At 63.3% G+C, this 25,403-nt stretch carries 24 protein-coding genes; 13 read left to right on the top strand and 11 right to left on the bottom strand.

The window, feature by feature from the left end; translation table 11 throughout:
* Positions 1-105: 105 nt before the first annotated feature.
* From NLY42_RS05720 to NLY42_RS05690, 7 genes are all read left to right on the top strand, one after another.
* Positions 106-978 carry a carbohydrate ABC transporter permease gene (locus tag NLY42_RS05720; RefSeq protein WP_023671249.1) on the top strand — a complete coding sequence of 291 codons (873 nt, stop codon included), beginning with the start codon at positions 106-108 and terminating at the stop codon, positions 976-978.
* Positions 979-989: 11 nt separating this feature from the next.
* A complete protein-coding gene (locus NLY42_RS05715; protein WP_023671250.1) occupies positions 990-1,814 on the top strand; it encodes a carbohydrate ABC transporter permease in 825 nt (274 codons plus the stop codon).
* Positions 1,815-1,864: 50 nt separating this feature from the next.
* Positions 1,865-2,869, top strand: coding sequence for an ABC transporter ATP-binding protein (locus tag NLY42_RS05710; RefSeq protein ID WP_023689168.1), 1,005 nt, complete (start codon positions 1,865-1,867; stop codon positions 2,867-2,869).
* Entirely contained in the window at positions 2,866-3,636 is a 771-nt protein-coding gene (locus tag NLY42_RS05705; protein ID WP_023755462.1) for an L-iditol 2-dehydrogenase, read from the top strand. The genes NLY42_RS05710 and NLY42_RS05705 overlap by 4 nt, the downstream gene beginning before the upstream one ends.
* Before the next feature lie 46 nt (positions 3,637-3,682).
* On the top strand, positions 3,683-5,161 hold the full coding sequence (locus NLY42_RS05700) for a mannitol dehydrogenase family protein (RefSeq protein ID WP_023755461.1): 1,479 nt from the start codon (positions 3,683-3,685) through the stop codon (positions 5,159-5,161).
* 11 nt (positions 5,162-5,172) lie between these two features.
* Positions 5,173-5,832 (top strand): HAD family hydrolase, encoded by a 660-nt coding sequence (locus NLY42_RS05695; RefSeq protein WP_023729776.1) that lies wholly within the window; start codon positions 5,173-5,175, stop codon positions 5,830-5,832.
* A 134-nt stretch (positions 5,833-5,966) separates the two neighbouring features.
* Entirely contained in the window at positions 5,967-7,553 is a 1,587-nt protein-coding gene (locus NLY42_RS05690) for an FGGY-family carbohydrate kinase (protein WP_023755460.1), read from the top strand.
* Positions 7,554-7,606: 53 nt separating this feature from the next.
* Here the strand turns inward: NLY42_RS05690 and NLY42_RS05685 are convergent, their stop codons facing one another.
* The 7 genes from NLY42_RS05685 to NLY42_RS05655 form a co-directional block, all read right to left on the bottom strand.
* A complete protein-coding gene (locus NLY42_RS05685) occupies positions 7,607-8,701 on the bottom strand; it encodes an ABC transporter ATP-binding protein (protein ID WP_023755459.1) in 1,095 nt (364 codons plus the stop codon).
* Positions 8,702-8,703: 2 nt separating this feature from the next.
* Positions 8,704-9,750, bottom strand: coding sequence for an NAD(P)-dependent alcohol dehydrogenase (locus NLY42_RS05680; protein ID WP_023736916.1), 1,047 nt, complete (start codon positions 9,748-9,750; stop codon positions 8,704-8,706).
* 15 nt (positions 9,751-9,765) lie between these two features.
* Positions 9,766-10,578 carry a carbohydrate ABC transporter permease gene (locus tag NLY42_RS05675; RefSeq protein ID WP_023755458.1) on the bottom strand — a complete coding sequence of 271 codons (813 nt, stop codon included), beginning with the start codon at positions 10,576-10,578 and terminating at the stop codon, positions 9,766-9,768.
* A gap of 11 nt (positions 10,579-10,589) precedes the next feature.
* Complete coding sequence (locus NLY42_RS05670) at positions 10,590-11,456, bottom strand: carbohydrate ABC transporter permease (protein WP_023683583.1); 867 nt, start codon at positions 11,454-11,456, stop codon at positions 10,590-10,592.
* A gap of 97 nt (positions 11,457-11,553) precedes the next feature.
* Positions 11,554-12,825, bottom strand: a complete 1,272-nt coding sequence (locus tag NLY42_RS05665; RefSeq protein WP_023693095.1) for an ABC transporter substrate-binding protein — start codon at positions 12,823-12,825, stop codon at positions 11,554-11,556.
* 229 nt (positions 12,826-13,054) lie between these two features.
* Positions 13,055-13,972, bottom strand: coding sequence for an AraC family transcriptional regulator (locus tag NLY42_RS05660; protein ID WP_023671262.1), 918 nt, complete (start codon positions 13,970-13,972; stop codon positions 13,055-13,057).
* Between the two features lie 94 nt (positions 13,973-14,066).
* A complete protein-coding gene (locus tag NLY42_RS05655; protein WP_023755457.1) occupies positions 14,067-14,876 on the bottom strand; it encodes a helix-turn-helix transcriptional regulator in 810 nt (269 codons plus the stop codon).
* 113 nt (positions 14,877-14,989) lie between these two features.
* On the opposite strand from NLY42_RS05655, the gene NLY42_RS05650 reads away from it, so the two are divergent.
* The 6 genes from NLY42_RS05650 to NLY42_RS05625 all read left to right on the top strand — a co-directional run bounded on the left by NLY42_RS05650 (position 14,990) and on the right by NLY42_RS05625 (position 21,446).
* Complete coding sequence (locus NLY42_RS05650; protein ID WP_023755456.1) at positions 14,990-16,126, top strand: ABC transporter ATP-binding protein; 1,137 nt, start codon at positions 14,990-14,992, stop codon at positions 16,124-16,126.
* On the top strand, positions 16,107-17,270 hold the full coding sequence (locus NLY42_RS05645; protein WP_023755455.1) for an ABC transporter substrate-binding protein: 1,164 nt from the start codon (positions 16,107-16,109) through the stop codon (positions 17,268-17,270). Before NLY42_RS05650 ends, NLY42_RS05645 begins: the two co-directional genes overlap by 20 nt.
* Before the next feature lie 61 nt (positions 17,271-17,331).
* On the top strand, positions 17,332-18,195 hold the full coding sequence (locus NLY42_RS05640; RefSeq protein ID WP_023689180.1) for an ABC transporter permease: 864 nt from the start codon (positions 17,332-17,334) through the stop codon (positions 18,193-18,195).
* Complete coding sequence (locus NLY42_RS05635; RefSeq protein ID WP_023755454.1) at positions 18,195-19,007, top strand: ABC transporter permease; 813 nt, start codon at positions 18,195-18,197, stop codon at positions 19,005-19,007. Before NLY42_RS05640 ends, NLY42_RS05635 begins: the two co-directional genes overlap by 1 nt.
* Positions 19,008-19,035: 28 nt before the next feature.
* Entirely contained in the window at positions 19,036-19,797 is a 762-nt protein-coding gene (locus NLY42_RS05630) for an SDR family NAD(P)-dependent oxidoreductase (protein ID WP_023736909.1), read from the top strand.
* Between the two features lie 245 nt (positions 19,798-20,042).
* The gene (locus NLY42_RS05625; protein WP_023683574.1) at positions 20,043-21,446 is read left to right on the top strand and encodes an MATE family efflux transporter; all 1,404 of its coding nucleotides are present in this window, start codon (positions 20,043-20,045) and stop codon (positions 21,444-21,446) included.
* 52 nt (positions 21,447-21,498) lie between these two features.
* Here NLY42_RS05625 and NLY42_RS05620 read toward each other — a convergent pair whose 3' ends face one another.
* The 4 genes from NLY42_RS05620 to NLY42_RS05605 all read right to left on the bottom strand — a co-directional run bounded on the left by NLY42_RS05620 (position 21,499) and on the right by NLY42_RS05605 (position 25,353).
* Entirely contained in the window at positions 21,499-22,302 is an 804-nt protein-coding gene (locus tag NLY42_RS05620; RefSeq protein ID WP_023671272.1) for an ABC transporter permease, read from the bottom strand.
* Positions 22,299-23,153: an ABC transporter permease gene (locus NLY42_RS05615; protein WP_023671273.1), complete on the bottom strand. Its 855-nt coding sequence runs from the start codon at positions 23,151-23,153 to the stop codon at positions 22,299-22,301. The genes NLY42_RS05620 and NLY42_RS05615 overlap by 4 nt, the downstream gene beginning before the upstream one ends.
* Complete coding sequence (locus tag NLY42_RS05610) at positions 23,150-24,187, bottom strand: ABC transporter ATP-binding protein (RefSeq protein WP_023671274.1); 1,038 nt, start codon at positions 24,185-24,187, stop codon at positions 23,150-23,152. The genes NLY42_RS05615 and NLY42_RS05610 overlap by 4 nt, the downstream gene beginning before the upstream one ends.
* Before the next feature lie 77 nt (positions 24,188-24,264).
* A complete protein-coding gene (locus tag NLY42_RS05605; RefSeq protein ID WP_023671275.1) occupies positions 24,265-25,353 on the bottom strand; it encodes an ABC transporter substrate-binding protein in 1,089 nt (362 codons plus the stop codon).
* Positions 25,354-25,403 lie beyond the last annotated feature (50 nt).

The following is a 25,403-nucleotide window of genomic DNA, read 5'->3' as shown; positions in this document are numbered from 1 at the left end:
CCGAATGCCGGCCGCCTCCTTGGCCGGCAACGGCCGCCCGAATCCCAGTTCGGGCGGCCCCTTTCACACACCTGAAAATTTGGCTGACCTTGAAGGGTGACCGTCATGGCTACTCAGCAGACCCGTTCGCTTGCCCGCTTTATGTTGGCGCCATCCGTGGTGCTGCTGTTCGTCTGGATGATCGTGCCGCTGGCACTCACGATCTGGTTCTCCTTCCAGCAGTACAATCCGCTCAATCCGATCCGCGACGGGTTTGTCTGGTTCTCGAATTACTCGCTGTTCTATTCCAACCCGGCATTCCTGCAGTCGATCCTCAACACGCTGGTCCTGGTGGGCAGCGTGCTGCTGATCACCGTCATCGGCGGCATCATGCTGGCGCTGTTGATCGATCAGCCGATGTGGGGACAGGGGATCGTCCGCATCCTCGTCATCTCTCCGTTCTTCGTCATGCCGCCGGTGGCTGCACTTGTCTGGAAGAACATGATCATGCACCCGCAATACGGCGTCTTTGCCGACATTGCGCGCTTCTTCGGGGCTCAACCGATCGACTGGTTCGGGCAGCATCCGATGCTTGCCATCATCATCATCGTCGCCTGGCAATGGCTGCCCTTCGCAACGCTGATCCTGCTGACCGCATTGCAGTCGCTCGACGGCGAGCAGAAGGAAGCCGCCGAGATGGACGGCGCCGGCTTCGTCAGCCGCTTCATCTATCTGACGCTGCCGCACATGTCGCGCGCCATCACCGTCGTCATCCTGATCCAGACCATCTTCCTGCTGTCGGTCTATGCCGAAATCCTGGTCACCACCAATGGCGGACCCGGCTATGCCTCCACCAACCTGCCCTTCCTCGTCTACCAGAAGGCATTGCTGGAGTTCAAAATCGGCCAGGCATCGGCCGGCGGTGTCATCGCCGTCATCCTCGCCAACATCGTCGCCTTCTTCGCCATGCGCGCGGTGGGCAAGAACCTGGACAAGTAAGGGAGGATACGATGGCACGTGCAGTCACCACCCAACACAAGGTCATTGCGACAGGCGCCGCCTGGATCGTTGCGCTGCTGATCTTCTTCCCGATCCTCTACACGATCATCACCTCGTTCAAGTCGGAGCAGGAGGCCATCCAGGGCTTCGCGCTGATCCCGTCGGGGACGTTCGAGAGCTATACCGAGGTCCAGGCGCAGAGCGGCTACTTCAAGTTCTTCTTCAACTCGGTGCTGCTCTCGGTCGGCTCGACCATCCTGGCCCTGATAGTCGCGGTTCCGGCCGCCTGGTCGATGGCCTTCTCGCCGGGCAAGTGGACCAAGGACATCCTGATGTGGATGCTCTCGACCAAGATGATGCCGGCGGTTGCCGTGCTATTCCCGATCTACCTCATCTTCCGCGATGCCGGACTGCTCGACAGCCGCATCGGTCTGATGATCATGCTGATGCTGATCAACCTGCCGATCGTGATCTGGATGCTCTACACCTACTTCCGCGAAATCCCCGGCGAAATTCTGGAGGCGGCACGCATGGACGGCGCCACCCTGTGGGGCGAGATCGTCTATGTGCTGACCCCCATGGCCGTGCCGGGCATCGCCTCGACCATGCTGCTCAACATCATCCTGGCGTGGAACGAAGCGTTCTGGACCATCCGCCTGACCACCACCGAGGCGGCGCCGCTGACGGCCTTCATCAGTTCGTTCTCAAGCCCGCAAGGCCTGTTCTGGGCCAAGCTTTCGGCGGCATCGACGCTGGCCATCGCGCCCATCCTGATCATGGGCTGGTTCAGCCAGAAGCAGCTGGTGCGCGGGCTGACCTTCGGTGCGGTAAAATAACGGACGTTGCCTGAAGCAATCCGGCCAAATAACCCCTCGGGGAGGAAACCATGGGAAACATCACGCTCAAGAACGTCTCCAAGCATTTCGGATCGACGGTCATCATTCCAGGCCTCGACCTGGTCATCGAGAATGGCGAGTTCGTCGTCTTCGTCGGGCCGTCGGGTTGCGGCAAGTCCACGTTGCTGCGCCTCATCGCCGGGCTCGAGGACACCAGCGGGGGCACCATCAACATCGATGGCCGTGACGTCACCGGCGAGGCGCCGGCCAAGCGCAAGCTGGCCATGGTATTCCAGTCCTATGCGCTCTATCCGCATATGACGGTGGCCAAGAACATCGGCTTCCCGCTGAAGATGGCGGGCGAGGATGTGGCGACGATCGACAAGAAGGTGAAGGACGCAGCCCGGGTCCTCAACCTCACCAACTATCTCGAACGCCGGCCTGGCCAGCTCTCCGGCGGCCAGCGGCAACGCGTCGCCATCGGCCGCGCCATCGTGCGCCAGCCCTCGGCCTTCCTGTTCGACGAGCCGCTGTCCAACCTCGATGCCGCACTGCGCGGCACCATGCGGCTCGAAATCAGCGAGCTGCACCATCAGCTCAAGACGACGATGGTCTACGTCACCCACGACCAGATCGAAGCCATGACCATGGCCGACAAGATCGTCGTGCTCAACGCCGGCAACATCGAACAGGTCGGCTCGCCGATGGAACTCTACAAGTCGCCGAAGAACCTGTTCGTGGCGGGCTTCATCGGTTCGCCGAAAATGAACCTGATCGAAGGTGCGCCGGCGGCCAAATACAACGCCAAGACCATCGGCATTCGTCCTGAGCATATGGGGATATCGACCACCGCGGGTGACTGGAAAGCCCTTGTCGGCGTCGCCGAGCATCTGGGCTCCGACACCTTCCTGCATGTCCAGGCCGACGGCGTCGGTCCGCTGACGGTACGCGCCGATGGCGAACTGGCAGTACGCCACGGCGACACCATCTATTTGACGCCCGACAAGGTCCGCATGCATCGCTTCGGCCCGGACGGAAAGGCACTGACGCAGTGAGACTGAAAGGCAAATCGGCGCTGATCACCGGCTCGGCGCGCGGCATCGGCAGGGCTTTTGCCGAAGCCTACACGCGCGAGGGCGCCACGGTGGCCATTGCCGATATCAATCTGGCGGCTGCCGAAAAGACGGCCGCCGAGATTGGCGCCGACGCCTATCCGGTCAGGCTCGACGTCAGCGACCTTGCTTCGATCCAGGCGGCGGTCAAGGCGGTCGAAACAAAGACCGGCGGCCTCGACATACTGATCAACAATGCTGCCTTGTTCGACCTGGCGCCGATCGTCGAGATCACCAAAGCGAGCTACGACAAATTGTTCTCCGTCAACGTCGCCGGCACTTTGTTCATGCTGCAGGCAGCGGCGCGTTTGATGATCGCAAGGGGCAAGGGCGGCAAGATCATCAACATCGCCAGCCAGGCAGGACGGCGCGGCGAGCCGCTGGTCGCCGTCTATTGCGCCACCAAGGCTGCGGTGATTTCGCTGACCCAGTCCGCCGGGCTCGACCTGATCAAGCACCGCATCAACGTCAATGGCATCGCGCCCGGCGTCGTCGACAGCGACATGTGGGATGGGGTCGATGCGCTGTTCGCCAAATATGAGAACCGGGCGAAGGGCGAGAAGAAGCGGCTGGTCGGCGAGGGCGTGCCCTATGGCCGCATGGGCAAGCCGGAGGACCTGACCGGCATGGCGGTGTTCCTGGCCAGCGACGACGCCGAATACATCGTCGCCCAGACCTACAATGTCGATGGCGGCCAATGGATGAGTTGATGGGCCGGGATCACGAAGGCCGCAGCCCGGCCAAAAGGGTAGAAAAATGACCGTGAAACTCTCCTCCTCGATCCTCTCGGAACTCCCCGCCAAGGTCGCCGGTCCGAAATACGACCGCGCTGCGCTCAAACCCGGTATCGTGCATTTCGGCGTCGGCAATTTCCATCGCTCGCATCAGGCGGTCTATCTCGACGATCTCTTCAATGCAGGGATCGGCCATGACTGGGCTCTGGTCGGCGCGGGGGTCTTCGAGGGCGAAAAGCTCGGCCGTTCCAAGCTGCAGGAGCAGGACTGGCTGACGACAGTGGTCGAGCAGGATTCCGACCATATGAGCGCCCGCGTCACCGGCGTCATGATCGACTTCCTGACCCCCGGCGATGCGGATGCCATCATCGACCAGCTCGCCGATCCGGCGATCAAGATCGTCTCGCTGACCATCACGGAAGGCGGTTATTTCATCGATCCGGCCTCCGGCAAGTTCAACCCGACCCACCCCGACATCGTCGCCGACGCACAGGCAGGCACGACGCCGAAGACGGTGTTCGGCCTCATCCTTGCGGGCCTGATGCGCCGCCGGGCCGACGGCATCGTGCCGTTCACCGTCATGTCCTGCGACAACATCCCTCATAATGGCCATGTCACCTCGGATGGCGTCATTGGGCTGGCCCGGCTGATCGACGAGGATCTGGCGAACTGGGTCAGCGACAATGTCGCCTTTCCCAACGGCATGGTCGACCGCATCACGCCCGCCACCTCCGACCGCGAGCGCGGTATTCTCGCCTCGGAGTTCGGCCTCGAGGACAACTGGCCGGTGTTCTGCGAGCCGTTCAAGCAATGGGTGCTGGAAGACCGTTTCACCGACGGCCGCCCGCCGCTGGAAAAGGTCGGTGTGCAATTCGTGAGGGATGTCGCGCCCTATGAGCTGATGAAGATCCGCATCCTCAATGGCGGTCATGCCACGATCGCTTATCCCGCAGGGTTGATGGACATCCATTTCGTCCATGAGGCGATGCAGGAACCGCTGGTGCGCGGCTTCCTCGCCAAGCTCGAGCATGACGAGATCATCCCGACCGTGCCGCCGGTGCCGGACACCGTGCTGGAGGATTATTATCAGCTCATCGAGCAGCGCTTTTCCAACCCCAAGATCGGCGACACCATCCGCCGGCTTTGCCTCGACGGTTCCAACCGGCAGCCGAAATTCATCATCCCGACCATTGCCGACCGGCTGAAGGCCGGCAAAGGCGTCGCGGGTCTGGCGCTCGAGTCCGCGCTGTGGTGCCGCTACTGTTTCGGCACCACAGACAGTGGCGCGGTCATCGAGGCCAACGACCCGAGCTGGGACCGGCTGCAGGCAAGCGCGAAGGCGGCGAAGGACAAGCCCGGTGCCTGGCTTGCGATGGAAGATATATATGGCCACGTCGGCCGCTCGGCGCCGTTCGCCGAGGCCTTTGCCCATGCGCTCAACGTCTTGTGGGCGAATGGCACGCGCGCGACGCTGACGCGCTACATCTCCGGCAAGCTCTGACGCCAGCCGCAATGACGCCCGAACTGGTCATCTTCGACTGTGACGGCGTGCTGGTCGACAGCGAGGCGCTGTCGGTTTCGGCTCTGCTCGGCATGATCTCTGCCGCCGGGGGCTCGGTCAGCGAAGATACCGCCTACGAGCATTTCCTAGGCAAGAGCATGAAGAGCGTGCGCGAGATACTTCTTCGCGATTTCACCATCGACATCACCGACGTGCATCTGACCGACATGCGCGTCGAACTGATGCGCAAATTCCGCGAGGAGTTGAAGCCGATTCCCGGCATCAGCGACATCCTGCCGAGGCTGGGCGTACCCTGCTGCGTCGCTTCCTCCGGCACGCTCGACCGGATACGCTACGCGCTCGACGTCACCGGTCTGCTCGGCCTGCTCGAGCCGCATCTGTTCAGTGCCGCCATGGTCGCGCGCGGCAAGCCGGCGCCGGATCTTTTTCTCCATGCCGCCGCCGCCATGGGCGCGCATCCCGGTAATTGCATCGTAATCGAGGACAGCCCTGCCGGCATCGCGGCGGCGCGTGCGGCCGGTATGCGCGTCTTTGCTTTCACCGGCGGTTCGCACGCCGGCAACCCGGCCTTGAAAGCGCGGCTTGCGTCGAGTGAACCGGACTTTATATTCGCGGACATGCTGCAATTGCCCGATCTGATTGCAGGCTAGAGCATGATGCCGAAAAGTGTGAAGCGGTTTTCGGACGACATCATGCTCTACTTCTTTGATTTAGAGACGGATTCAGATTTCAGGTCGAACAGACCTGAAATCATACGGCTCTAGGGAGCGAGAGTAAAAGCATCTTGACGAAGAGCTTCGTTTGCGCGGTCGATGTCGGCACCGGGAGCGCCCGCGCGGGCATTCTCGATACGTCAGGCACCTTGCTCGGCCGCGCCGAGCATCCGATCGTCATGAACCAGCCGAAGGCCGATCACGCCGAGCACAATTCGCAGGATATCTGGTCGGCGGTCTGCATCGCGGTGCGTGCCGCGCGCGAAAAGGCCGGTGTGTCAGCCGACGATATTGTCGGCATGTCGTTCGACGCCACCTGCTCGCTGGTGGTGCTGGACAGGAATGCCGGCCAGCTCAGCGTCTCGGTGACGGGCGAACGGCGCTGGGACACCATCGTCTGGCTCGACCATCGCGCCATCGCCGAGGCAGATGAATGCACCGATAGCGGCCACGCCGTACTCGACTATATCGGTGGCGTCATGTCGCCGGAAATGGCGACGCCGAAGCTGATGTGGCTAAAGCGCAATCTGCCGGGAACTTGGCATGAAGCCGGCTACCTATTCGACCTCACCGATTTCCTGACCTGGAAGGCGACCGGGTCGCTGGCGCGCTCGCAATGCACGCTGACCGCCAAATGGACCTATCTGGCGCATGAGGAAACCGGCTGGCGCCGTGACTTCTTCGACAGGGTCGGGCTTGGCGATCTGTTCGAACACGGCAGCCTGCCGGAGAAGGCAAGTGCTGTCGGCGCAGACATCGGCACGCTCACCCCTGAAGCGGCGGCGGAGTTGGGCTTGAGCGAAAACTGTCGGGTCGGCGCCGGCGTCATCGATGCCTATGCCGGCGCGCTTGGCGTGCTCGGCGGCTTTGCTGGCGACGAGCAGAATATCGGCCGCCATCTGGCATTGATCGCCGGCACCTCGTCCTGCGTCATGGCGATGTCGCCCGACCCGCAGCCTTTCGCCGGCGTCTGGGGTCCATACTATGGCGCCGCACTGCCAAAGCTCTGGCTGTCGGAAGGCGGACAGTCGGCCACTGGTGCCTTGCTCGACCACATCATTCGCTGGCATGGCGCCGGCGGCGAGCCGGATGCGGCCATGCATGCCAAGATCGCCAGGCGCGTCGCTGAACTGCGCAGCACCGAAGGCGACAAGCTGGCGGCGAGGTTGCATGTACTGCCGGATTTCCACGGCAACCGCTCGCCGCTTGCCGACCCGCATGCCGTCGGCGTGGTCAGCGGGCTGACGCTGGATTCCTCCTTCGACAGTCTGTGCAAGCTGTATTGGCGCACCGCCGTCGGCATCGCACTCGGCGTGCGCCATGTGCTGGAGGCGCTGAACGAGAACGGCTATCTCATCGACACGCTGCATGTCACCGGCGGCCACACCAAGAACCCGTTGCTGATGGAGCTTTATGCCGACGCGACCGGCTGCGCGGTGATCGAGCCGCTGGCCGACGAAGCCGTTCTGCTCGGCACCGGCATGGTCGCCGCCACCGCGGCCGGTCTGTTCCCGGACCTGAATGCCGCTTGCGTCGCCATGCAGCAAGGCGGCAGGGCGCGCACCTCGAACCCGGCCGCGTCAGGCCGCTTCGACCGCGACTACAAGATTTTCCTCGAAATGCACCGCCAGCGGCAGGAGCTCGACGCCATCAGCTAGAGCATTCCAGGAAAAGTGTGAAACGGTTTTCCGTCCGGAATTGCGTACCAAATCTAGGCCTCCTCTCGCCGGCGCAAGGATGCGCCGGTCGCCGCGTCGAACAGATGCACGCTCTCCTCCTCGAATGTGTAGCGCACAGGCGCGCGCAACGCCGGGCATTCACGGGCCGATACCAATGCGCCGACCTCCTTGCCGCCGCAGGCGAACGTCACCAGCGCGTCATTGCCATGGAACTCGATGAGGTCGGCGGTGCCTTGCAGAAGATTGATGCTCTGAGCGCCGGCGGTCTTCAGGTCCGGCGGTCGGATTCCAAGCACGGCGCGCTGGACGCCGCGTAGATCGAAGCCCGAGCCTTCTATGGAGAAGCTCGAGCCGCCGGCTGTCAGCGTCCAGCGTTCGTCCTTCCGCCCGACGGCCACGTCGATGAAATTCATGTTCGGCGTACCGATGAAGCCGGCGACGAACAGATTGCCCGGCTGGCGATAGATCTCGGCCGGCGAGCCGATATGTTCGATGACGCCATCCCTGAGCAGCACTATCCGGTCGGCCAGCGTCATCGCTTCGAGCTGGTCGTGGGTGACATAGACGGTAGTGGTCTTCAGCGACTGGTGCAGGCGGGCGATTTCGACCCGCATATGGTTGCGAAGTTTGGCGTCGAGATTCGACAGCGGCTCGTCGAACAGGAACACTTTCGGCGTCTTGATCATGGCGCGCGCAATCGCCACGCGCTGCTGCTGTCCGCCGGAAAGCTCGGTCGGTTTGCGGGCGAGATAAGGCTCGAGGCCCAGCGTCTCTGCCACCGCTTGGACCCGCTTCTTTATCTCGGCCGCCGAAACCTTCTGCCGCTTGAGTCCGAAGGCGATGTTGTCGAAGATCGTCATATGCGGGTAGAGCGCATAGTTCTGGAACACCATGGCGATGCCGCGCTCGCCGGGCTCGAGATCGTTGACCACTCTGCCGCCGATCGACACTTCGCCGCCGCTGATATCCTCCAGCCCGGCCAGCATCCTGAGCAAGGTCGACTTGCCGCAGCCGGATGGGCCTAGGAACACGACGAACTCATGCTCCTCGATCGAGAGATTGAGATCGCGGATGACGGTGGTAGCCCCATACGCCTTGTCGACATGGGAGCAAACGATCGCGGACATGGTCAGCCCTTCTCGCCGGTAAGCAGGATTTGCAGCTTGACGTCTTGCGGCTTGCCTTGCGCCGCCCGCTCGAAGGCCTTGATGCTGTCGGAGAAATCATAAGTGCCGGTGATCAGCGGCTTGAGGTCGACCTTCCCCGAGGCGATCAGCTGCAGCGCCCGGTCGAAGATGTTGGCGTAACGGAACACCGTCTCGATGCGCACTTCCTTGGAGATCGCCGCCGGAACGTTGAGGCTGACCGGTTCGACCGGCAGTCCGACCAGCACCACCGCGCCGCCCGGCCGCACGACATCGAACAGGTCGGCGAATGCCTTCGGGCTGCCGCTCGCCTCGAACACGATATCCGCGCCCCAATTGTCGGTCGCGGCGGAGACTGCGTCGACCAGCGATTGCTCGCTGATATTGACCGGCACGATGCCGGGATATTGTGCGGCAATCTCGAGCTTGGGTGCGGAAAAATCGGAGATCAGCACCTTCGAGCAGCCGCCGGCCAGCGCCGCCAGCGCGATCATGATGCCGATCGGGCCGCAGCCGACGACGACGGCGACGTCGCCAGGCACGATGCGGGCGCGGCTCGCCGCCTGCATGCCGATGGCAAAGGGTTCGACCATCGCGCCTTCGGCGAAGGTGACATTGTCCGGCAGTCTGTAGGTGAAGGCGGCCGGGTGCACCGCATAGGGCGCCAGCACGCCATGCACCGGCGGTGTCGCCCAGAAGCTGACATCGGGATCGACATTATAGATGCCGAGCCTCGTCGCGCGCGACGACAGGTTCGGCACGCCCGGCTCCATGCAGACGCGGTCGCCGACCTTCAGCGTGCCGACATTGGCGCCGACCTCGACGATCGTTCCCGCGGCTTCGTGGCCAAGCACCATCGGAGCCCGCACCACATAGCTGCCGATCGCGCCATGCGTGTAATAGTGCACGTCGCTGCCGCAGACGCCGACCGTGTGGATGGCTATCTTGACATCGCCCGGTCCGACGTCGAGCGGCAGCGCGATCTCGCGCAACGACAGTTCGCCTTTTTTCTCAAGCACCAGTGCCCGCATCGGTAAGTCCTCGCATCAAGTCTTTTTTTGCCGGAAAACGGAATTCAGGAAGCCGCTGAGCACGCCGAGGAACAGCAGCGGCGGTAGCGACAACAGCACGACCGAGGCGTTGAGGATTCCCCACGGCACGTTCATGCCTTGCTGTGAAAGTTCGGAAGCGACGATCGGCAATGTCTTGGCGTTGGAACTGGACAGCATCAGCGCGATCAGGAATTCGTTCCACACCAGCACGAAGCTGAAGGCGACGGCGCCGATCAGCGAGCGCGCCGCTACCGGCAGCGCAATGCGCCAGAACACCGAGTAAGCGCCGTAGCCGTCGACGAAAGCGGCTTCCTCGATTTCCTTCGGCACCGCCTGGAAGGCGGGAATGGCGAGCCACATGATCACCGAGATGGTGAGCAGCGAATAGGTGACGATCAGCGCCGGCAAGGTGTCGTAGAGCCCGATCTGCAGCCAGATGACCATCAGCGGAATGGCGACTGCCACCGGGGGCAGGAAGCGCAGCGACAACACGAAGAACTGGATGTCGCCAGCGAAGCGATTGGGATAGCGCGCCACCGCATAGGCTGCCGGAAGGCCGAGCATGACGCCGATCAGCACGGCGACGCCGCAGGAAATGACCGAGTTAAAGAGACCGGTCATTACGCTGTCGCGGCCGATGATGTAGCTGATATTGTCGAAGGTCGGGGTAAACACCAGGCGCGGCACGCGGGTGATGATGTCGACATTGTTCTTCAGCGAATTGACCGCCGTCCAGGCGAGCGGAAACACCGCCATGAAGCCGGCGAAGGCCAGGATGATCTTGCCGATGAGGCGGCCCGGTCTCATGCGATACGGCCTCATGCCTGCACCCGCTTCCACAGCATGGTGAAGGTGATGACAGTCGCGATCATCATCAGCACCGCCATGGCCGAGGCATAGGACACCTTGCCGGATTCGATGAAGCCTTGCGAGAAGGCGTACATGTCGAGCGTCTCGGTCGCCACGCCCGGCCCGCCGCGCGTCATCACATAAATCAGGTCGAAGGAGCGCAGCGATTCGATCATCTTGACGAACATCAGGCTGATCAGCGGCGCCTTCAGCATAGGCAAGGTCACATAGGCATGGATCTGCCAGCGTTTGGCGTGGTCGAGCCGCGCCGCTTCGATCGGCTGCGGCGGCAAGGTCTCCAGAAGCTTCAGCACGATGACCGCGAAGAACAGTCCCCACTGCCAGACATCGACCGAGGCGACGGCAAACAGGGCCGTCGACGGCTTCGACAGCGGGTCGAAGATCAGCCCGCCGGTGATCAGCCGGTAGGGATAGGTGGCGATGCCGTAGAGCGGATGATAGGCAAACTTCCACACGAAGGCCGCCGAGACACGCGGCAACAGCACCGGGATGATGAACAGCAGGCAGTAGATGTTGCGCAGCCGCGGCGACGCTACTTCGAACATCAGCACGCCGAGCCCGATCGCCACCATCATCGTCGCCACCACGGTGACGATTTCCCACTTCACCGAAACCCAGACCGCGTTGAGGAAACGCCGGTCGGCGAACAGGTCGATGAAGTTCGACAGCCAGACCCAGGAATAGTCCGACGAGCTCAGCTCGCGGTTCTGCAGCGCAATGACGATGGCGTACAGCGTCGGCACCATCGACAGCACCAGAAGAATGGCGAGCGTCGGAACCAGAAACGTCACGGGCAGGGAAGAGCGTCGGCGCATGGCCTATCCTCGGGCTGTGCCTTTTTGGAGAGACCCGCGGCGCACAGGTCCCGGCATCCGGTCGAATGCCGTGGACCGCGCGCCGCGGGCGGGAGGATTACTTCTTCTTCACCAGTTCGTTGGCGTAGGCCTCGAGTTCGTCGAGGCCGCCCTTGACGTCGGTGCGCGTGCCGGTGACCAGCTCTTCCAGGATGATGCCCCAGCGGTCGCCGAGATCCGGCCAGCGCGGATCCTGCCAGAAGTTCACCGCCGTCACCTTGCCGGTATCGGCAAGCGCCTGGCCGAGATCGGCGCCATAGATGTCGGCGAACTCCTTGCTGGACAGCACGCTGGTGCGGTTGAGCTCGCCGAATTGGTGCGCGTCGAGCCGGCGCTTCTCGTTCTCCTTCGACGTCGCCCAGGCGATGAACAGGCCGGCGCATTGCTTCGCGGCGTCATCGGCATTGGCCTTGGCGGCGATGGCGAGGCCGTGGCCGTAGCCGCCGCCGGTCAGTGGCGAGGGCGGCGGCAGGAAGCCGATCTTGCCGACCACTTGCGAGGTCTTCGGGTCGACCGCCATGCCCGACAGCGGCGTCGATTCGACCAAGATGGCAACCTGGCCCGACAGGAAGGCGCCGGTCGATTCATCCCAGCTGCCGGTCTGCGTGCCGGGCGCTGAATCCTTGAACAGTTTAAGATAGGTCTCGGTCGCTTTGACCGCGGCCTCGGAGTTGAAAGCCGGCTTATCACCGTCGAACCATTTTCCGCCATAGGCCTTGAAGAACGGCATCCAGCGCCAGACATTGGCGCCCGAGCCACGCGCGCCGCGCAGCGCGATGCCGTACATGCCCTTGTCGGGATCGGTCAGCTTCGGCACGTCGGCGATCAACTCGTCCAGCGTCTTCGGCGGCTGGATGCCGGCGGCTTCCAGAATGTCCTTGCGGTAGACCATCAGGTCGCCGCCGCCGGTCAGCGGCGCGAACCACACCTTGCCGTCATAGGTGGCGACCTTCTGCCGGCCCGGGTCGAAATCGGCGTAGTCGTAGTCAGCCGGGTAATAGTCGGTGAGCGGCACGATCCATTTCGACGAGGCGAACAGCGCGACATTGGCTTCGTCGACATAGTAGACGTTGTAGTTGCCGACCGTGGACGCATCGGCGCGCGACTTTGCCCGGCGGTCGTTCTCGTTGAGATAGTCGATCTGGAAGCTGGCGCCGGCCAGTTTCTGGAACTCGTCCTTGGACGCCTCCAGCAGCGTCAGCCCGTCACGCGGTTGCGCCAGCACCTTGACCGGCGCCGAGCAGACCGGCGCCGCCAGCGCCATGGTCGAGAGGGTCGTGGTAAGCATGAAAGCTGCGCTTATGCTCGCAGCGAGCCGAATTGGTTTCATTGATTTTCTCCTCCAGGAACAGTCGCAGGAAGCGGAAGTCTTCGGTTGCGCGATCCTCGCCATCGCCCGAGCGACAAGCCACCCATCGCCAAAATGAGGAGTTGCTAAAGGCCGCGCTAGAAGCCCCGTTGCAGCAGACCTGTACTTTTATGCATTGTGCGCTGCAAAATCCGGCTCGCCTGCACGGCCTCTGTCACATGAGTACCGATGGAGTGAGGAAGGCCGGTTTTCAGGCGCGCATCGTCATCCGCTGCTTCGACAGCTTGCGGTAGGATGACGGCGTCATCCGGTGCTTGCGCAGGAAGGCGCGGTTGAAGTTGGAGATGTTCATGTAGCCGACCTGGAAGCAGATGTCGGTGATCGGAATATCGGTGTCCGCCAGCAGCTTGCAGGCTTGCCAGAGCCGGAGCTTGGCGATGTGGTCGCTGAAACTGTTGCCGGTGTTTTTCTGGAAGAAGCGCGAAAACGTGCTTTCGCTCATCCCCGCCAGCTCCGCCGCCTCCGGCAGCTTCAGGTCCTCGGCGAAGTGCTGGAAGAGATAGGTCAGCGTGCGCTGGATGATGTCCAGCGAGGTTGCGTCGAGCGCGGGTGAGAAATCCGGCGAGGACAAAAGCTCGTATTCGTCTGTCCTGGCCAGCAGATCGACCAGTTCGAGGAAGAGGCAAAACCGGGCGAGCCCGTGCACGGTGCCCATCCTTTCCATCAGCGCAGCGCCGTCGAGCGCGGCGCGGCCATGGAAGACGATGCCGCGCAGCGATCGCTCCAGGAACGGTTCCAGTTCGCGCAGCTCCGGCAGCAGTCCCGCCGAGCCGCGCAGCCGCTGCGGATCGAATTGCAGCACGATGTCGCGTCCTTCGATCAGCTCGCCGGGTTGCACCGATGTCACCCAGTCATGCGGCAGCCCGCCGCCGACGATGCTCAGGTAGCCCGGCCCGAATTCGCCGATGTGATCGCCGACCAGCGCGACCCCGGAAGACTTCCTCAGGAGATGGATCTCGTATTCCGGATGAAAATTCCAGACATTGCGCTCCCAGGGATAGTCGTCGAGCCGCCACAGGAAACTGTCGCTCGCCTCGGTGACGATGTGCTCGAAAGCCGGCACCGTGCGAGGGATCGCGGCCGTGTTCTTTCTGCGCCTGAATGCCATCGTCTGCTCTCCGGGGCGTATGAGGAAGCGACTGGTTTCGGGTAATCCGTAGCAGTCTGTCGCCCGCAAGTGAACGATGTCTGCCTCAGCGATTTCAACGCCGGCTCTCGATGATCTCGATGAAGCGGGCGAACAGCCCGGCCTGGGATTTGATGCCGAGTTTGCGATGGATGTTGCGGCGATGAACCTTCACCGTTCCCGGCACGATGCGCATGGCTCTCGCGATCGACTCGGTGGAATGCCCCTGCAGCACCAGATCGACGACATGCTTTTCGCGCGGGGTCAGCGACAGGCTTTCCCAAATGTGGGCGCGGTCGAACTCGTTGACGGCGGCGATCGTCTCGCCCTGCTCCGCTTCGTCCTGCTCCTCGGCCGCAAGTGCGGGCCAGCGCAACCGGGCGAAGTTGATGACCGCCGGCGCCATGTCGCGCAGCAGCCTGGCATCGGCGGTGCCGAAGGGACCCGAGGCGTGCAATCGCATCAGCGACAGCACCAGCGCATCCTTGCCGGGCAGCGGCACGAAGAAGCCGACCTCCTCGGCCAGCCTTGTCTGGCTATAGTAGGTGCGAAAATACTCGCTGGCATAGAAGCGGTCGGGCGCCAGCTCGCGCATGCGCCAGAACCCCTCCTTGCGCTCCACCGCCGCGTGATGAAATGGGTCGAGCAGATAAGGTCCTTCCTGATAGAGCGTGACGAAGACATGGCTCTCGGCCGGCGAGAAGGTTTCGAACAGCAGCGGCGGTCGCGATGCGCCGCGATAGCCGAAGATAACGCAGTGGTCGAAGCTGACATGCTGGCTCAGCCAATCGACCATTGCCTGGCCGAACATTTCGCCGCTGGTCTCTCGCGTTGCCGCGACAAGGGCTGCGAGCCGGCTGTATTCGTCGCTGCGGGACGCACTCAACCTATACCCCCTCAAACGAGAAAATAGATCAGATATACCACCTGCGAGGTATATACTAGCCGCCATTGGCTCTGGTAGCGTCCTGAAATAGCCCTGTTGCTGGAGCCAGCACTTTGACCGCAGTGCCCGACATCGAGTTTCGCGGCGTCACCAAGCGCTATGGCGCCGTGACCGCTGTCAGCGGCATCGATCTGGCTGTGCCGCCCTCCGCCTTTGTCGCCCTTCTCGGACCGTCCGGCTGCGGCAAGACGACATGCCTGCGCATGATCGGCGGCTTCGAACAGCCGAGCGAAGGCCAGGTGTTCATCCGCGGCCAGGACATGGCCGGCACGCCGCCCTATCGCCGCCCGGTCAACATGGTGTTCCAGCAATACGCGCTGTTTCCGCATCTCGATGTGGAAGCCAATGTGTCCTACGGGCTACGCCAGGCGAGGCCGCGCCTGTCGTCGCAGGAAATCGGCCGACGCGCTGGCGAGGCGCTCGAAATGGTGCGGCTTGCCGGCTATGGCAGCCGCAAGATCCACGAACTCTCCGGCGGCCAGCAGCAGCGCGTCGCACTGGCGCGCGCGCTGGTGAACAAGCCGGCGGTGCTTTTGCTCGATGAGCCGTTGGCGGCGCTCGACAAGAAGCTGCGCACCGACATGCAGATCGAGTTGCAGAACCTGCAGCGTGAAATCGGCATCACCTTCGTGCTGGTCACCCACGACCAGGAGGAAGCGCTGTCGATGAGCGACTTCGTCTGCGTCATGAACGGCGGCCGCATCGTCCAGCTCGGCCAGCCAAGTGAAATCTATGACGAGCCGGCCGACCTGTTCGTCGCCGATTTCGTCGGCAAGACCAATCTGTTGAGCGGCAAGGTCGCCGGGCATACCGGCGATCTGGTGAATGTGGCGCTCGCCGACGGCACCGTCATTGCGGCGCGCAAACGAACTGCCTTGCAGCAGGGCGAGGCCGTTTCCGTCAGCCTGCGCCCTGAATCGCTAAGCCTCGGCGCCACGGAAGGCAGCCTGTTCAAGGGCATCGTCCGCAACCGGATATTTCTGGGCTCGACCGCGGAATACGCCATCGAGGTCCAGGGCATCGGAACGCTGCTGGCCAAGGCCGACCATGTGATCGGCCACGGCAATCTCTTCAAGCCGGGTGAACCCGTCGCCATCGGCTTTGCCTCCGGGACGCCGCTGGCGTTTCCGGAGACCAAGAACAACGGGACCAACCAGAGGGTAGCAAAAAATGTCGAAATCATATCGTGACGGACTGCCGATAAGCCCTGAGAACTTCGTCGACCAACTGATGCGTTTGAAGCGCGGCTCGATCGGCCGCCGCGACTTCCTCGGCCTCACCGGCCTTGGCATCGCAACCGCGGTGATGGCGCGCGAGCTCGGCATCATGCCGACGCCGGCCTTCGCCGCCGAAAACCTCGGCGACCGCATGTCGATCGCCACCTGGCCGAACTATCACGACCCGCAGACCTTCGAGAATTTCAAGAAGGACACCGGCGTCGCCGTCGAGGTCAACGTGTTCGGCTCCAATGAGGAGATGCTGGCCAAGCTGCAGGCCGGCGCCTCGGGCTGGAGCCTGTTCGTGCCGACCAACTACACGATCTCGACCTACAAGAAGCTCGGCATCATCGATCCGCTCGATATGGCCAAGCTGCCGAATTTCGACGGCACGCAGGAAGACCCGCGCTTCACTGGGGAAGGCACGATCGACGGCACGACCTACGCGGTGCCGAAGAACTGGGGCACCACGGGCTTTGCCGTCAACACCAAGAAGCTGGCCAAGCCGATGACGAGCTGGAAGGAATTCTGGGACGTTGCCATGGCTGAGGGTGATGGCCGCACCATGGTGCATGACTACCAGCTGACCACCATCGGCAACGCGCTGAAATATTACGGCTATTCCTTCAACTCGCTGAAGCAGGATGAACTTGCCAAGGCCGAGGAACTGCTGCTCAAGGTCAAGCCGCATCTGTTCGCGGTCTCTTCGGACTACCAGCCGGGAATGCGGGCGGGCGACGCCTGGATGACCATGTGCTGGACGAATGACGGCGCGCAGTTGCATCGCGATATCCCGGAGATCGCCTACGTGCTGGGCAAGGAGGGCGGCGAAATCTGGACCGATTTCTACGCCATCCCGAAGGACGCGCCGAACAAGCCGGCCGGCTATGCCTTGCTCAATTATCTGATGACCCCGGAGGTTGCTGTGAAGGAGCATCTCGCCAATGGCGCGCCCTCGACCGACGCGCGGGTCAACAAACTGCTGCCCAAGGAAGTGCTCGACAATCCTATCCTCTATCCTGCGGCCGACCTGTTGACGCCGCTGGAGTTTGGTGCGGCGGCGACGCTGACCGACCCCGGCCGCGCCGAACTGATGGCGCGCTTCAAGTCGGCTTGAGGCTGGCCTGACGCAAACGGAAAACCGGCGGGCCTAGGTCCGCCGGCATCGGGGCGGTTTAATGCACGGCAACAGATTTCGGCACAATTTTCTGACAGCGCTGCTGCTCGCACCGGCCACGGCGTGGCTGGTGGTGTTCCTGGTGTTGCCGTTCATCGCCATTGCCGTGTTTAGCGTCGGCGAGCGGGCGCCGGAGGGCGGCTATCAGGCCGCCTTCACGCTGGCGCAGTATGCCAATCTTCCGGCGCGGGCGACTGCTTTCTGGAACACGATGATGCTGGCGCCGGTGGGCGCGCTTGCCTGCCTGCTCGTCGCCTACCCGGTTGCCTACTACCTCGCCCTGAAGGCGCCGCAACGCTGGCGACTGATCCTGCTTGCGCTCGTCGTCATTCCCTTTTGGACCAGCCTTTTGATGCGCACCTATGCCTGGATGTACATTCTGGGCGGACGCGGCATTCCCGCACTGCTGGCCTTTGTCGGCACCGAGGATGTCAGGCTGATCAACACGCCGGGCGCCGTGCTGCTCGGCATCGTCTATGGCTATTTGCCGCTCATGATCCTGCCGATCTATGTCAGTCTTGAGCGGCTCGACCGAAGGCTGCTGGAAGCCTCTGCCGATCTCGGCGCGACGCCGCTCTCGACCTTCCTAGGCGTGACGCTGAAGCTGTCGCTGCCGGGCGTCATGACCGGCTTCTCGCTGGTCATGATCCTGCTGCTTGGCGAATACCTGATCCCGACGCTGCTTGGCGGTGGCAAGGTGTTCTTCATCGGCAACGCGCTGGTCGACCTGTTCCTGCAGTCGCGCAACTGGCCGTTCGGATCGGCCATCGCCATCACCTTGGTGGCGGTTTCGGTGGTGGTGCTGATTGCCGCCAACCGCATCTCGACGCGGGTGTCGGGCGCCCGCAGGGTGGATCTGATCTGATGCGCGCCTTCGTCACAGCCGTCTTCGCCTTCCTCTATCTGCCGATTGCGTTGGTCGTGCTGTTTTCCTTCAACGCCGGCCGCCATGCCAGCGAGTTCACCGGCTTTTCGGTGCAGTGGTACGGCACGGCGCTGTCGAACCCGTTCCTGGTCGAGGCATTGAAGAACAGCCTGTTCATCGCCACCACCAGCGCCATTCTGGCGGCGGTGTGCGGCACGGCAGCCGCACTCGGCCTGGCGCGGGTCGGGCTCAGAACCCGCGCCGTCTTCGACGCGCTGATGGGTGCCGCGATCGTCGTTCCCGGCGTCGTCATCGGCATCTCGACGCTCGTCGCGCTGGTCCAGTTGTTTGGCGTGCTCAACCCGTTCCTCGCCTCGATCTGGCCAAACGACCAGCCGCCGCGCCTGTCGCTCGGCTATGGATCGATCATCGCCGCCCACGGCCTGTTTTCGATGGCGTTGGTGACGATAATCGTCGGCACGCGTCTCGCCAGCCTCGACCGCAACCTGGTCGAGGCCTCGAGCGATCTCTACGCCACGCCGCTGACGACGTTTCGCTCGATCGTGCTGCCGCAGATCATGCCGGCGGTGATCGCCGGCTTCCTGCTCGCCTTCACCTTCTCCTTCGACGATTTCATCGTCGCCTTCTTCGTCGCCGGCGCGCAGACGACGCTGCCGATCTATGTCTTCGCCTCGATCCGGCGCGGCGTGACGCCGGAAATCAACGCCATCGCCACCATCGTGCTCGTCGCCTCGGTTCTTCTGGTGGTGCTTGCCCAATGGCAGCTGCGCCAGCGCCAGCCGTCAAACTGAACAAGCCATCCAGCTGAAAGACAAATTCATGCTCCTCAAAGACCGCATCGCCGTGGTGACGGGCGCCGGTTCCGGCATCGGCCGCGCCGGCGCCATGATCATGGCCAGGGAAGGCGCGCTGGTGGTCATCGCCGACCGGGATAAGACCAGCGGCGAGGCGACAGCGGCGAGTATCCGCGCGGCTGGCGGGCAGGCCGAGGCCATTGTCACCGACGTCTCTGACGACGCGGCGGTAGGGCAGCTCATCACAGGCACTCTCGGCAAGTATGGCCGCATCGACATTCTGCACAATCACGCCGGCATCCAGGTCGGCGGCACGCTGACCGAGGTCGAGGTCGATGGTATGGATGCGTCCTGGCGCATCAATGTACGGGCGCAGTTTCTGGCCGCGCGGCTGGTCATGCCGGCAATGGTCGCGCAAGGCGGCGGCGTCATCCTCAACACGGCTTCGAATTCGGGCGTCTTCTACGACCGCGAGATGATCGCCTATGCCACGTCCAAACATGCCGTGGTGGCGATGACCAGGCAGATGTCGCTCGACTATGCCCGGCACAATGTGCGCGTCAACGCGCTCTGCCCCGGCTGGGTCGACACCCCCTTCAACGAACCGTTCATCGCCCAGATGGGCGGACGCGAGGCGATCGAAACCTATGTCCGCACCAGGATTCCGATGGGCCGCTGGGCGAGCGCCGAAGAGATCGCAGAAGCGATCCTGTTCCTCGTCTCCGACCGCTCATCCTTCATGACCGGCCAGGCACTGGTGATCGACGGCGGCGAAAGCATCGGCTGATCTAGAGCAATTCCAGGAAAAGTGTGTAACGGTTTTCCGTCCGGAATTGCGTAAAACAAATAAGGGCAGCCGGATAGGAGGGTTCCCGCTTCTGGCTCAATCGCCGGCTGCCCGTCCTCCCTTGCCTTCATGCCGCATTTCGTCCAATAGATCGACGCAAACGCTGCGAAACCGAAGGTTTTGCCGTTTGGAAGTGCGGCTTCCGGCCTCGTTGCCGACGCGCCGCAATCGGAAAGAGCAGGACAATGTCTGCGATCGAAGCCGGCGCTCGTGCGCCGGAAAATCTTTGGCGTCAGGAAATCAGGGCGACGCTGGCGCTGGCCTGGCCGATGGTGCTGACCAATCTCGGCCAGACCGCGATGACCGCCACCGACGTCATGATGATGGGGCGTCTGGGCGCGGACACGCTGGCCAGCGGCGCGCTTGGCGCCAATCTCTATTTCATGCCGCTGATCTTCGGCCTCGGCCTGATGCTGGCGACCTCGCCGATGATCGCCACCGAGCTTGGCCGCCGGCGCTATTCGGTGCGCGATTTGCGCCGTACCGTGCGGCAAGGGCTGTGGCTGGCGATCCTGATCTCGATCCCGATCTGGATCGTGCTGTGGCATGGCGAGGCCATTCTGCTGGCCATGGGCCAGGAGCCGGCGCTCGCCCACCAGGCCGGCATCTATCTGCGCTGGCTGGAATGGGCGGTGCTGCCGTTCTACGGCTATATCGTGCTGCGCTCGTTCATCTCGGCGCTGGAGCGGCCAGGCTGGGCGTTGGTCATCGTTTTCGTCGCCGTCGCCTGCAACGCCTTTTTCAACTGGGTGTTCATGTTCGGCAATCTCGGCGTCACCTCGATGGGCATTGCCGGTTCGGGGCTGGCGACCACGCTGTCGAGCACGCTGATGTTCTGCGGCCTGGCAGCCGTGGTGATGCTGGAGAAGAAGTTCCGCCGCTACCGCCTGTTCGGCCGCTTCTGGCGCTCCGACTGGCCGCGCTTCAAGGGTCTGGTGCGGCTCGGCATGCCGATCGCCGGCATCCTCGCCTTCGAGGTGACGATCTTCAACGCCGCAGCCCTGCTGATGGGCCTGATCGATGCGGATTCGCTCGCCGCGCACGCCATCGCCATCCAGATCGCCTCGATCTCCTTCATGGTGCCGCTCGGCCTCAACCAGGCGGTCACCGTGCGTGTCGGGCTGGCGCATGGCGCCGGCAATCCGGCAGGCGTTTCGCGCGCTGGCTGGACCGCCTTCGTCATCGGCGTCTCGTCCATGGCGCTGATGGCGCTGGTGATGGTGCTGTGGCCGCATCTGTTGATCGGCGCCTTCATCGACATGACCGATCCGGCCAATGCCAGGGTGATCGCGCTGGCCGTGTCGTTCCTTGCCTTTGCGGCGCTGTTCCAGATCTTCGACGGCGCGCAGGCCGTTGCCGCCGGCATGCTGCGCGGCCTGCACGACACCAAGGTGCCGATGATCTATGCCGCGATCGGCTATTGGGGCATCGGCCTGCCGCTCGGCGTGCTGCTCGCCTTCCATTTCGGCCTGCACGGCGTCGGCATTTGGATCGGCCTGGCGTCAGGTCTGGCCGTGGTGGCGGTGCTGCTGCTCGCGCGCTGGCTGCGGCGGGATCGGATCGCGCCGCCGCTCGTCTTCAGCCATTAAAAGCAAAACGGCCGCCGGGTTCGGCGGCCGTTCTCGTTTGGCGTGGCTGCGCTCAGCTCCCGTCCGACGACATCGCGCCGAGCAGTCTGCGTATATCGCCGAACCTGGCGATCGAGCCGAACACCAGTGCCGCCACCGCGACGAAGAACACCGACACCGAAGCCATGGTCGGTGTGTAGCCGTAGCGCAGCGCGTTGAAGATCTTGATGGGCAGCGTCTCGGTGGTGAAGCCGATCGTCATGTAGGCGACGATGTATTCGTTGAGCGACAAGACGAAGGCGAAGGCGTAGCCCGAGACGAGGTAGGGCAGGATCAACGGCAGCACCACGGTCTTCAGCACTGTGCGGTCATCGGCGCCCATGGTCGCCGCGGCCTCGACCAGCGAGCGGTCGATCGAGGCAAAGCCGAGCGACAGCGTCACCAGCGGCAGCGTCACGAAGAAGATGGCGTGGCTGATTATGGCGGTGAAGAACTGGCCGAACAGCCCGACCGTCGCCCAGAAGGAGAGGAAGCCGAGCGCGGTGATGACCGGCGGCAGGATGAAGGGGGCAAGCCCCAGCACCTGGAAGATGTTCGCCCATGGCGCGATGCGCCGCCACAGGAACCAAGCCAGGGGCAGCGCGACCGCCACGGCAATGGCTGCCGAGCAGACGGCCAGCGTCACCGAATGGATCAGCGCCAGCCGCCATTCCGGATCGGTGAAGATCTGGGCGTACCAGGCGAGCGAGAAGCCGACCGGGGGGAAGCTGAGCTCCTGCCGCGAATTCACCGACACGCCGGCGACGACGATCAGCGGCGCCGCCAGAAACAAAGCGACGATGGTGAAATAGACACGGCGCAGCAAGGTCGCGGTCATAGGGCGTTCTCCCTTCGTCCGACGAGCAGCGTCAGTCCGACCAGCGCCAGCGAGATCAGCACCAGGAACACCGCCATCGCGGCTGCGAACGGCATGTTGGACTGGTAGATCGCCTGGTCGGTGATCAGCACCGACAGCGTCCAGTGTTGCGGGCGTCCCAGAATCTGCGGTAGCAGATAGGAGCCGAGCGCAAAGACGAAGACCATGATCAGCGTCGCCACGATGGTGTTGCGCAGCGCCGGCGCGACGACGTTGAAGAAGGCCCGGATAGGCGAGGCGCCGAGCGTGCGTGCCGCTTCGAGCAATGTCGGGTCGAGGCGGACCAAAGCGGGGTAAAGCACCAGGATCGTATAGGGCAGCGCCTGGTAAACCATGCCGGTCAGCACCGCGCCAAAGGTCGGCAGCAGCGCCACCGGCTTGTCCATCAGCCCGATCGCCACGAACAGATTGGTGATGCCGGCGGTGCGCGAAAACAGCGTCGACCAGGCAAAGCCGATGATGACCTCCGACAGCGATAGCACCGATAACAGACCGACCAGCCACAGCGTCTGCACGCGGCGCGGCCGACGGGTCAAAAGGTAGGTGAAGGGAAAGGCGATGGCGACGCAGCAGACGGCGACCAGCACCGCCAGCAGCAGCGAAAAGCCGAGCACGCCGCCGAAGAACACCGACAGGAAGCGGGCGTAATTGTCGAACACGAAATCCGGCGTGTAAAAACCAGACGGGTTGCGCTTGAAGAAGCTGACCGCGATCATCGTCGAGAACGGCACGACGAAGAAGACGACCAGCATCAGCGCCGGAAAGAACAGCGGCGTGTAGTCGGCTATCGACTTCGGGGCTTCGCGTCTCATGCGCCGAGCACCACGCAGCTTGCCGGCGGCAATGTTACGCCGACCTTGGCGCCGACCGGCACGTCATGCCGCTCGCGCGGCGTCGTCACCGCAATGATGCTGGTGCCGCCGACGTCGACGAAGGTCTCGATGGTGCCGCCGAGATCGCGCACGAAACTCACCTCGCCGGTGATGGCCGAGCCGCCGGGGCTGCCGAGATGCACATCCTCGGGGCGGACCGATACAGAAGCTTTGGTCTGACCCGCCGGCATGGCAAGACCTGGAATGGCTGTGCCCAGAATGGTGGTGCGCCCGGTGCTGTCGATCTCGGCCGGCAGCAGATTGGTGATGCCGATGAAGTCCGCGACGAAGGCGTCGGCCGGCTTGCGGTAGATCTCGATTGGCGGCGCCGCCTGCAGGATCCTGCCGTGGCCCATGACGACGACCAGGTCGGCCATGGTCATGGCTTCGCGCTGGTCGTGGGTGACGACGATGGTGGTGATGCCCAACCGCTGCTGCAACTGGCGCAGTTCCACCTGCATGGCCTCGCGCAGTTTGGCGTCGAGCGCCGACAGCGGCTCGTCGAGCAGGAACAGTTTCGGCGACAGCGCCAAGGCCCGCGCAATTGCCACGCGCTGGCGCTGACCGCCCGATAGTTTGGCCACCGGACGGTCGGCAAAGCCGGTCAGATGGATGAGGCCCAGCAACTCGTCGACGCGTTTCTTCTGCTCCTCCTTCGAGGCGCCGCGAATGCGCAGCGCATAGGCGATGTTGTCGCCGACGGAGAGATGCGGAAACAGCGCCAGCGACTGGAACACCATGCCGAGATTGCGCTTGTGCGTCGGCAAAGGCGTGATGTCCTCGCCGTCGAGCACGATGGCGCCGCTGGTCGGCTCCTCCAGTCCGGCAATCATGCGCAGCAGCGTGGTCTTGCCGCAGCCCGACGGGCCGAGCAGACACACGAACGTGCCATGCGGCACGTTGAGCTGGACATTGTCGACGGCGGCGAAGTTGCCGAATTTTTTGGTGACGGCGTTGATGTCTAGTCCGGACATGCTCATCCCTTGGAGGGTTTGCTAAGGGGCCGCCGGACTATGCCGGCGGCCGCTGTGGTTCAGACGGATCGAACGGCTCAGCCGACGATCAGCTCGGTCCACTTCTGGTTGATCCAGTCGGCCTTCGACGTATAGAGGTCGTAGCGCGGGATGATCGGATCGATATCCGACGACACGGCTGCGAACTCTTCCGGCTTGAGGTCGAGCACCTCTTTCTTCAGCGTCGGCGTGGTTCCGACCTTGCGCGACATCAGGCCCTGCATCGACGGCTGGCTCATATAGTCGATGAAGGCATGCGCCTCGTCGACCTTGGTCGAGGCGCGCGACAGCACCCAATTGCCGGAATCCTGGATGCCGCCTTCCTTCGGGAAGGTCGAGCGGACATGGAAGCCGTCGGCGACCGCGAGGCCGGTGACGTCGTGATAATACTGGCCCATCGGGATCTCGCCCGACTTCAGCGCCTGCTCGAACTGCGCCTCGTCGCGATACCACAGCCGGACATTCGGCTTGAGCTCGGCGAGCTTTTCGAACGCCTTGTTCAGTCCGTCCTCGGTGTCGAGCGCATTGGTGCCGCCCATGAAGGTCTTGGCTGTCACTTCGAGCAGGAACGAGTTCGAGGCAAGTGCCAGAAGGCCAAGCTTGTCCTCATTGGCCTTGTCCCACAGAGTCTCCCATGAGGTCGGCGCATCCTTGTAGACGTCGGTGTTGGAGACCAGCGTGATCCACCAGGCGACGGCGCCGATGCCGGCGACCCGGCCATCCGGATATTTGTTGACGAAGCGCGGCAAGAGGTCGTTGTAGTGCTTGAACTTCGACGTATCGAGCGGCGTCCACAATTCGGTCGACTGGCCCTTCAGCGTCGAGGTCTGCGACATCATCGAAAGGTCGGCCGGGGCTTGGCCGGCCTTGGACGCCTGTTCGAGCTGCACCAGCCAGGCTTCGCCGGTCGGCTCGGCGACCGACTCGACCGCAATGCCGGTCGCCTTGGTAAAGTCGGGGAAGACGTGCTCGTCGAAGGATTTCTTGAAATAGCCGCCATAGACGCCGACCTTCAGCGACTTGTCCTGCGCGCGCAGGATCGACGGCATGGCGAGCACGCCGGCTGTAGCGAGGCCCGCACCAAGCACGCCGCGCCGTGTCAGGGATTTTCCAATCAGTCTGTTCATCTGGTTTCTCCTCAGTTGATGCCGTTCTATTCCGGCAGGTTCCCTTCACG

Origin of the sequence: Mesorhizobium sp. C372A (assembly GCF_030323245.1) — a bacterium.
Classification (GTDB): Bacteria; Pseudomonadota; Alphaproteobacteria; order Rhizobiales; family Rhizobiaceae; genus Mesorhizobium.
Note: the sequence above shows the minus strand (reverse complement) of the source record. Positions and strands in the feature narration are given on the sequence as shown.

Excerpts from the sequence above, each read along its gene's own strand:
- NLY42_RS05720 (WP_023671249.1), top strand. The coding sequence starts at position 106 with ATGGCTACTCAGCAGACCCGTTCGCTTGCCCGCTTTATGTTGGCGCCA.
- NLY42_RS05715 (WP_023671250.1), top strand. The coding sequence starts at position 990 with ATGGCACGTGCAGTCACCACCCAACACAAGGTCATTGCGACAGGCGCC.
- NLY42_RS05710 (WP_023689168.1), top strand. The coding sequence starts at position 1,865 with ATGGGAAACATCACGCTCAAGAACGTCTCCAAGCATTTCGGATCGACG.
- NLY42_RS05700 (WP_023755461.1), top strand. The coding sequence starts at position 3,683 with ATGACCGTGAAACTCTCCTCCTCGATCCTCTCGGAACTCCCCGCCAAG.
- NLY42_RS05695 (WP_023729776.1), top strand. The coding sequence starts at position 5,173 with ATGACGCCCGAACTGGTCATCTTCGACTGTGACGGCGTGCTGGTCGAC.
- NLY42_RS05685 (WP_023755459.1), bottom strand. The coding sequence starts at position 8,701 with ATGTCCGCGATCGTTTGCTCCCATGTCGACAAGGCGTATGGGGCTACC.
- NLY42_RS05680 (WP_023736916.1), bottom strand. The coding sequence starts at position 9,750 with ATGCGGGCACTGGTGCTTGAGAAAAAAGGCGAACTGTCGTTGCGCGAG.
- NLY42_RS05675 (WP_023755458.1), bottom strand. The coding sequence starts at position 10,578 with ATGAGACCGGGCCGCCTCATCGGCAAGATCATCCTGGCCTTCGCCGGC.
- NLY42_RS05670 (WP_023683583.1), bottom strand. The coding sequence starts at position 11,456 with ATGCGCCGACGCTCTTCCCTGCCCGTGACGTTTCTGGTTCCGACGCTC.
- NLY42_RS05665 (WP_023693095.1), bottom strand. The coding sequence starts at position 12,825 with ATGAAACCAATTCGGCTCGCTGCGAGCATAAGCGCAGCTTTCATGCTT.
- NLY42_RS05660 (WP_023671262.1), bottom strand. The coding sequence starts at position 13,972 with ATGGCATTCAGGCGCAGAAAGAACACGGCCGCGATCCCTCGCACGGTG.
- NLY42_RS05645 (WP_023755455.1), top strand. The coding sequence starts at position 16,107 with ATGTCGAAATCATATCGTGACGGACTGCCGATAAGCCCTGAGAACTTC.
- NLY42_RS05640 (WP_023689180.1), top strand. The coding sequence starts at position 17,332 with ATGCACGGCAACAGATTTCGGCACAATTTTCTGACAGCGCTGCTGCTC.
- NLY42_RS05635 (WP_023755454.1), top strand. The coding sequence starts at position 18,195 with ATGCGCGCCTTCGTCACAGCCGTCTTCGCCTTCCTCTATCTGCCGATT.
- NLY42_RS05630 (WP_023736909.1), top strand. The coding sequence starts at position 19,036 with ATGCTCCTCAAAGACCGCATCGCCGTGGTGACGGGCGCCGGTTCCGGC.
- NLY42_RS05625 (WP_023683574.1), top strand. The coding sequence starts at position 20,043 with ATGTCTGCGATCGAAGCCGGCGCTCGTGCGCCGGAAAATCTTTGGCGT.
- NLY42_RS05620 (WP_023671272.1), bottom strand. The coding sequence starts at position 22,302 with ATGACCGCGACCTTGCTGCGCCGTGTCTATTTCACCATCGTCGCTTTG.
- NLY42_RS05615 (WP_023671273.1), bottom strand. The coding sequence starts at position 23,153 with ATGAGACGCGAAGCCCCGAAGTCGATAGCCGACTACACGCCGCTGTTC.
- NLY42_RS05610 (WP_023671274.1), bottom strand. The coding sequence starts at position 24,187 with ATGTCCGGACTAGACATCAACGCCGTCACCAAAAAATTCGGCAACTTC.
- NLY42_RS05605 (WP_023671275.1), bottom strand. The coding sequence starts at position 25,353 with ATGAACAGACTGATTGGAAAATCCCTGACACGGCGCGGCGTGCTTGGT.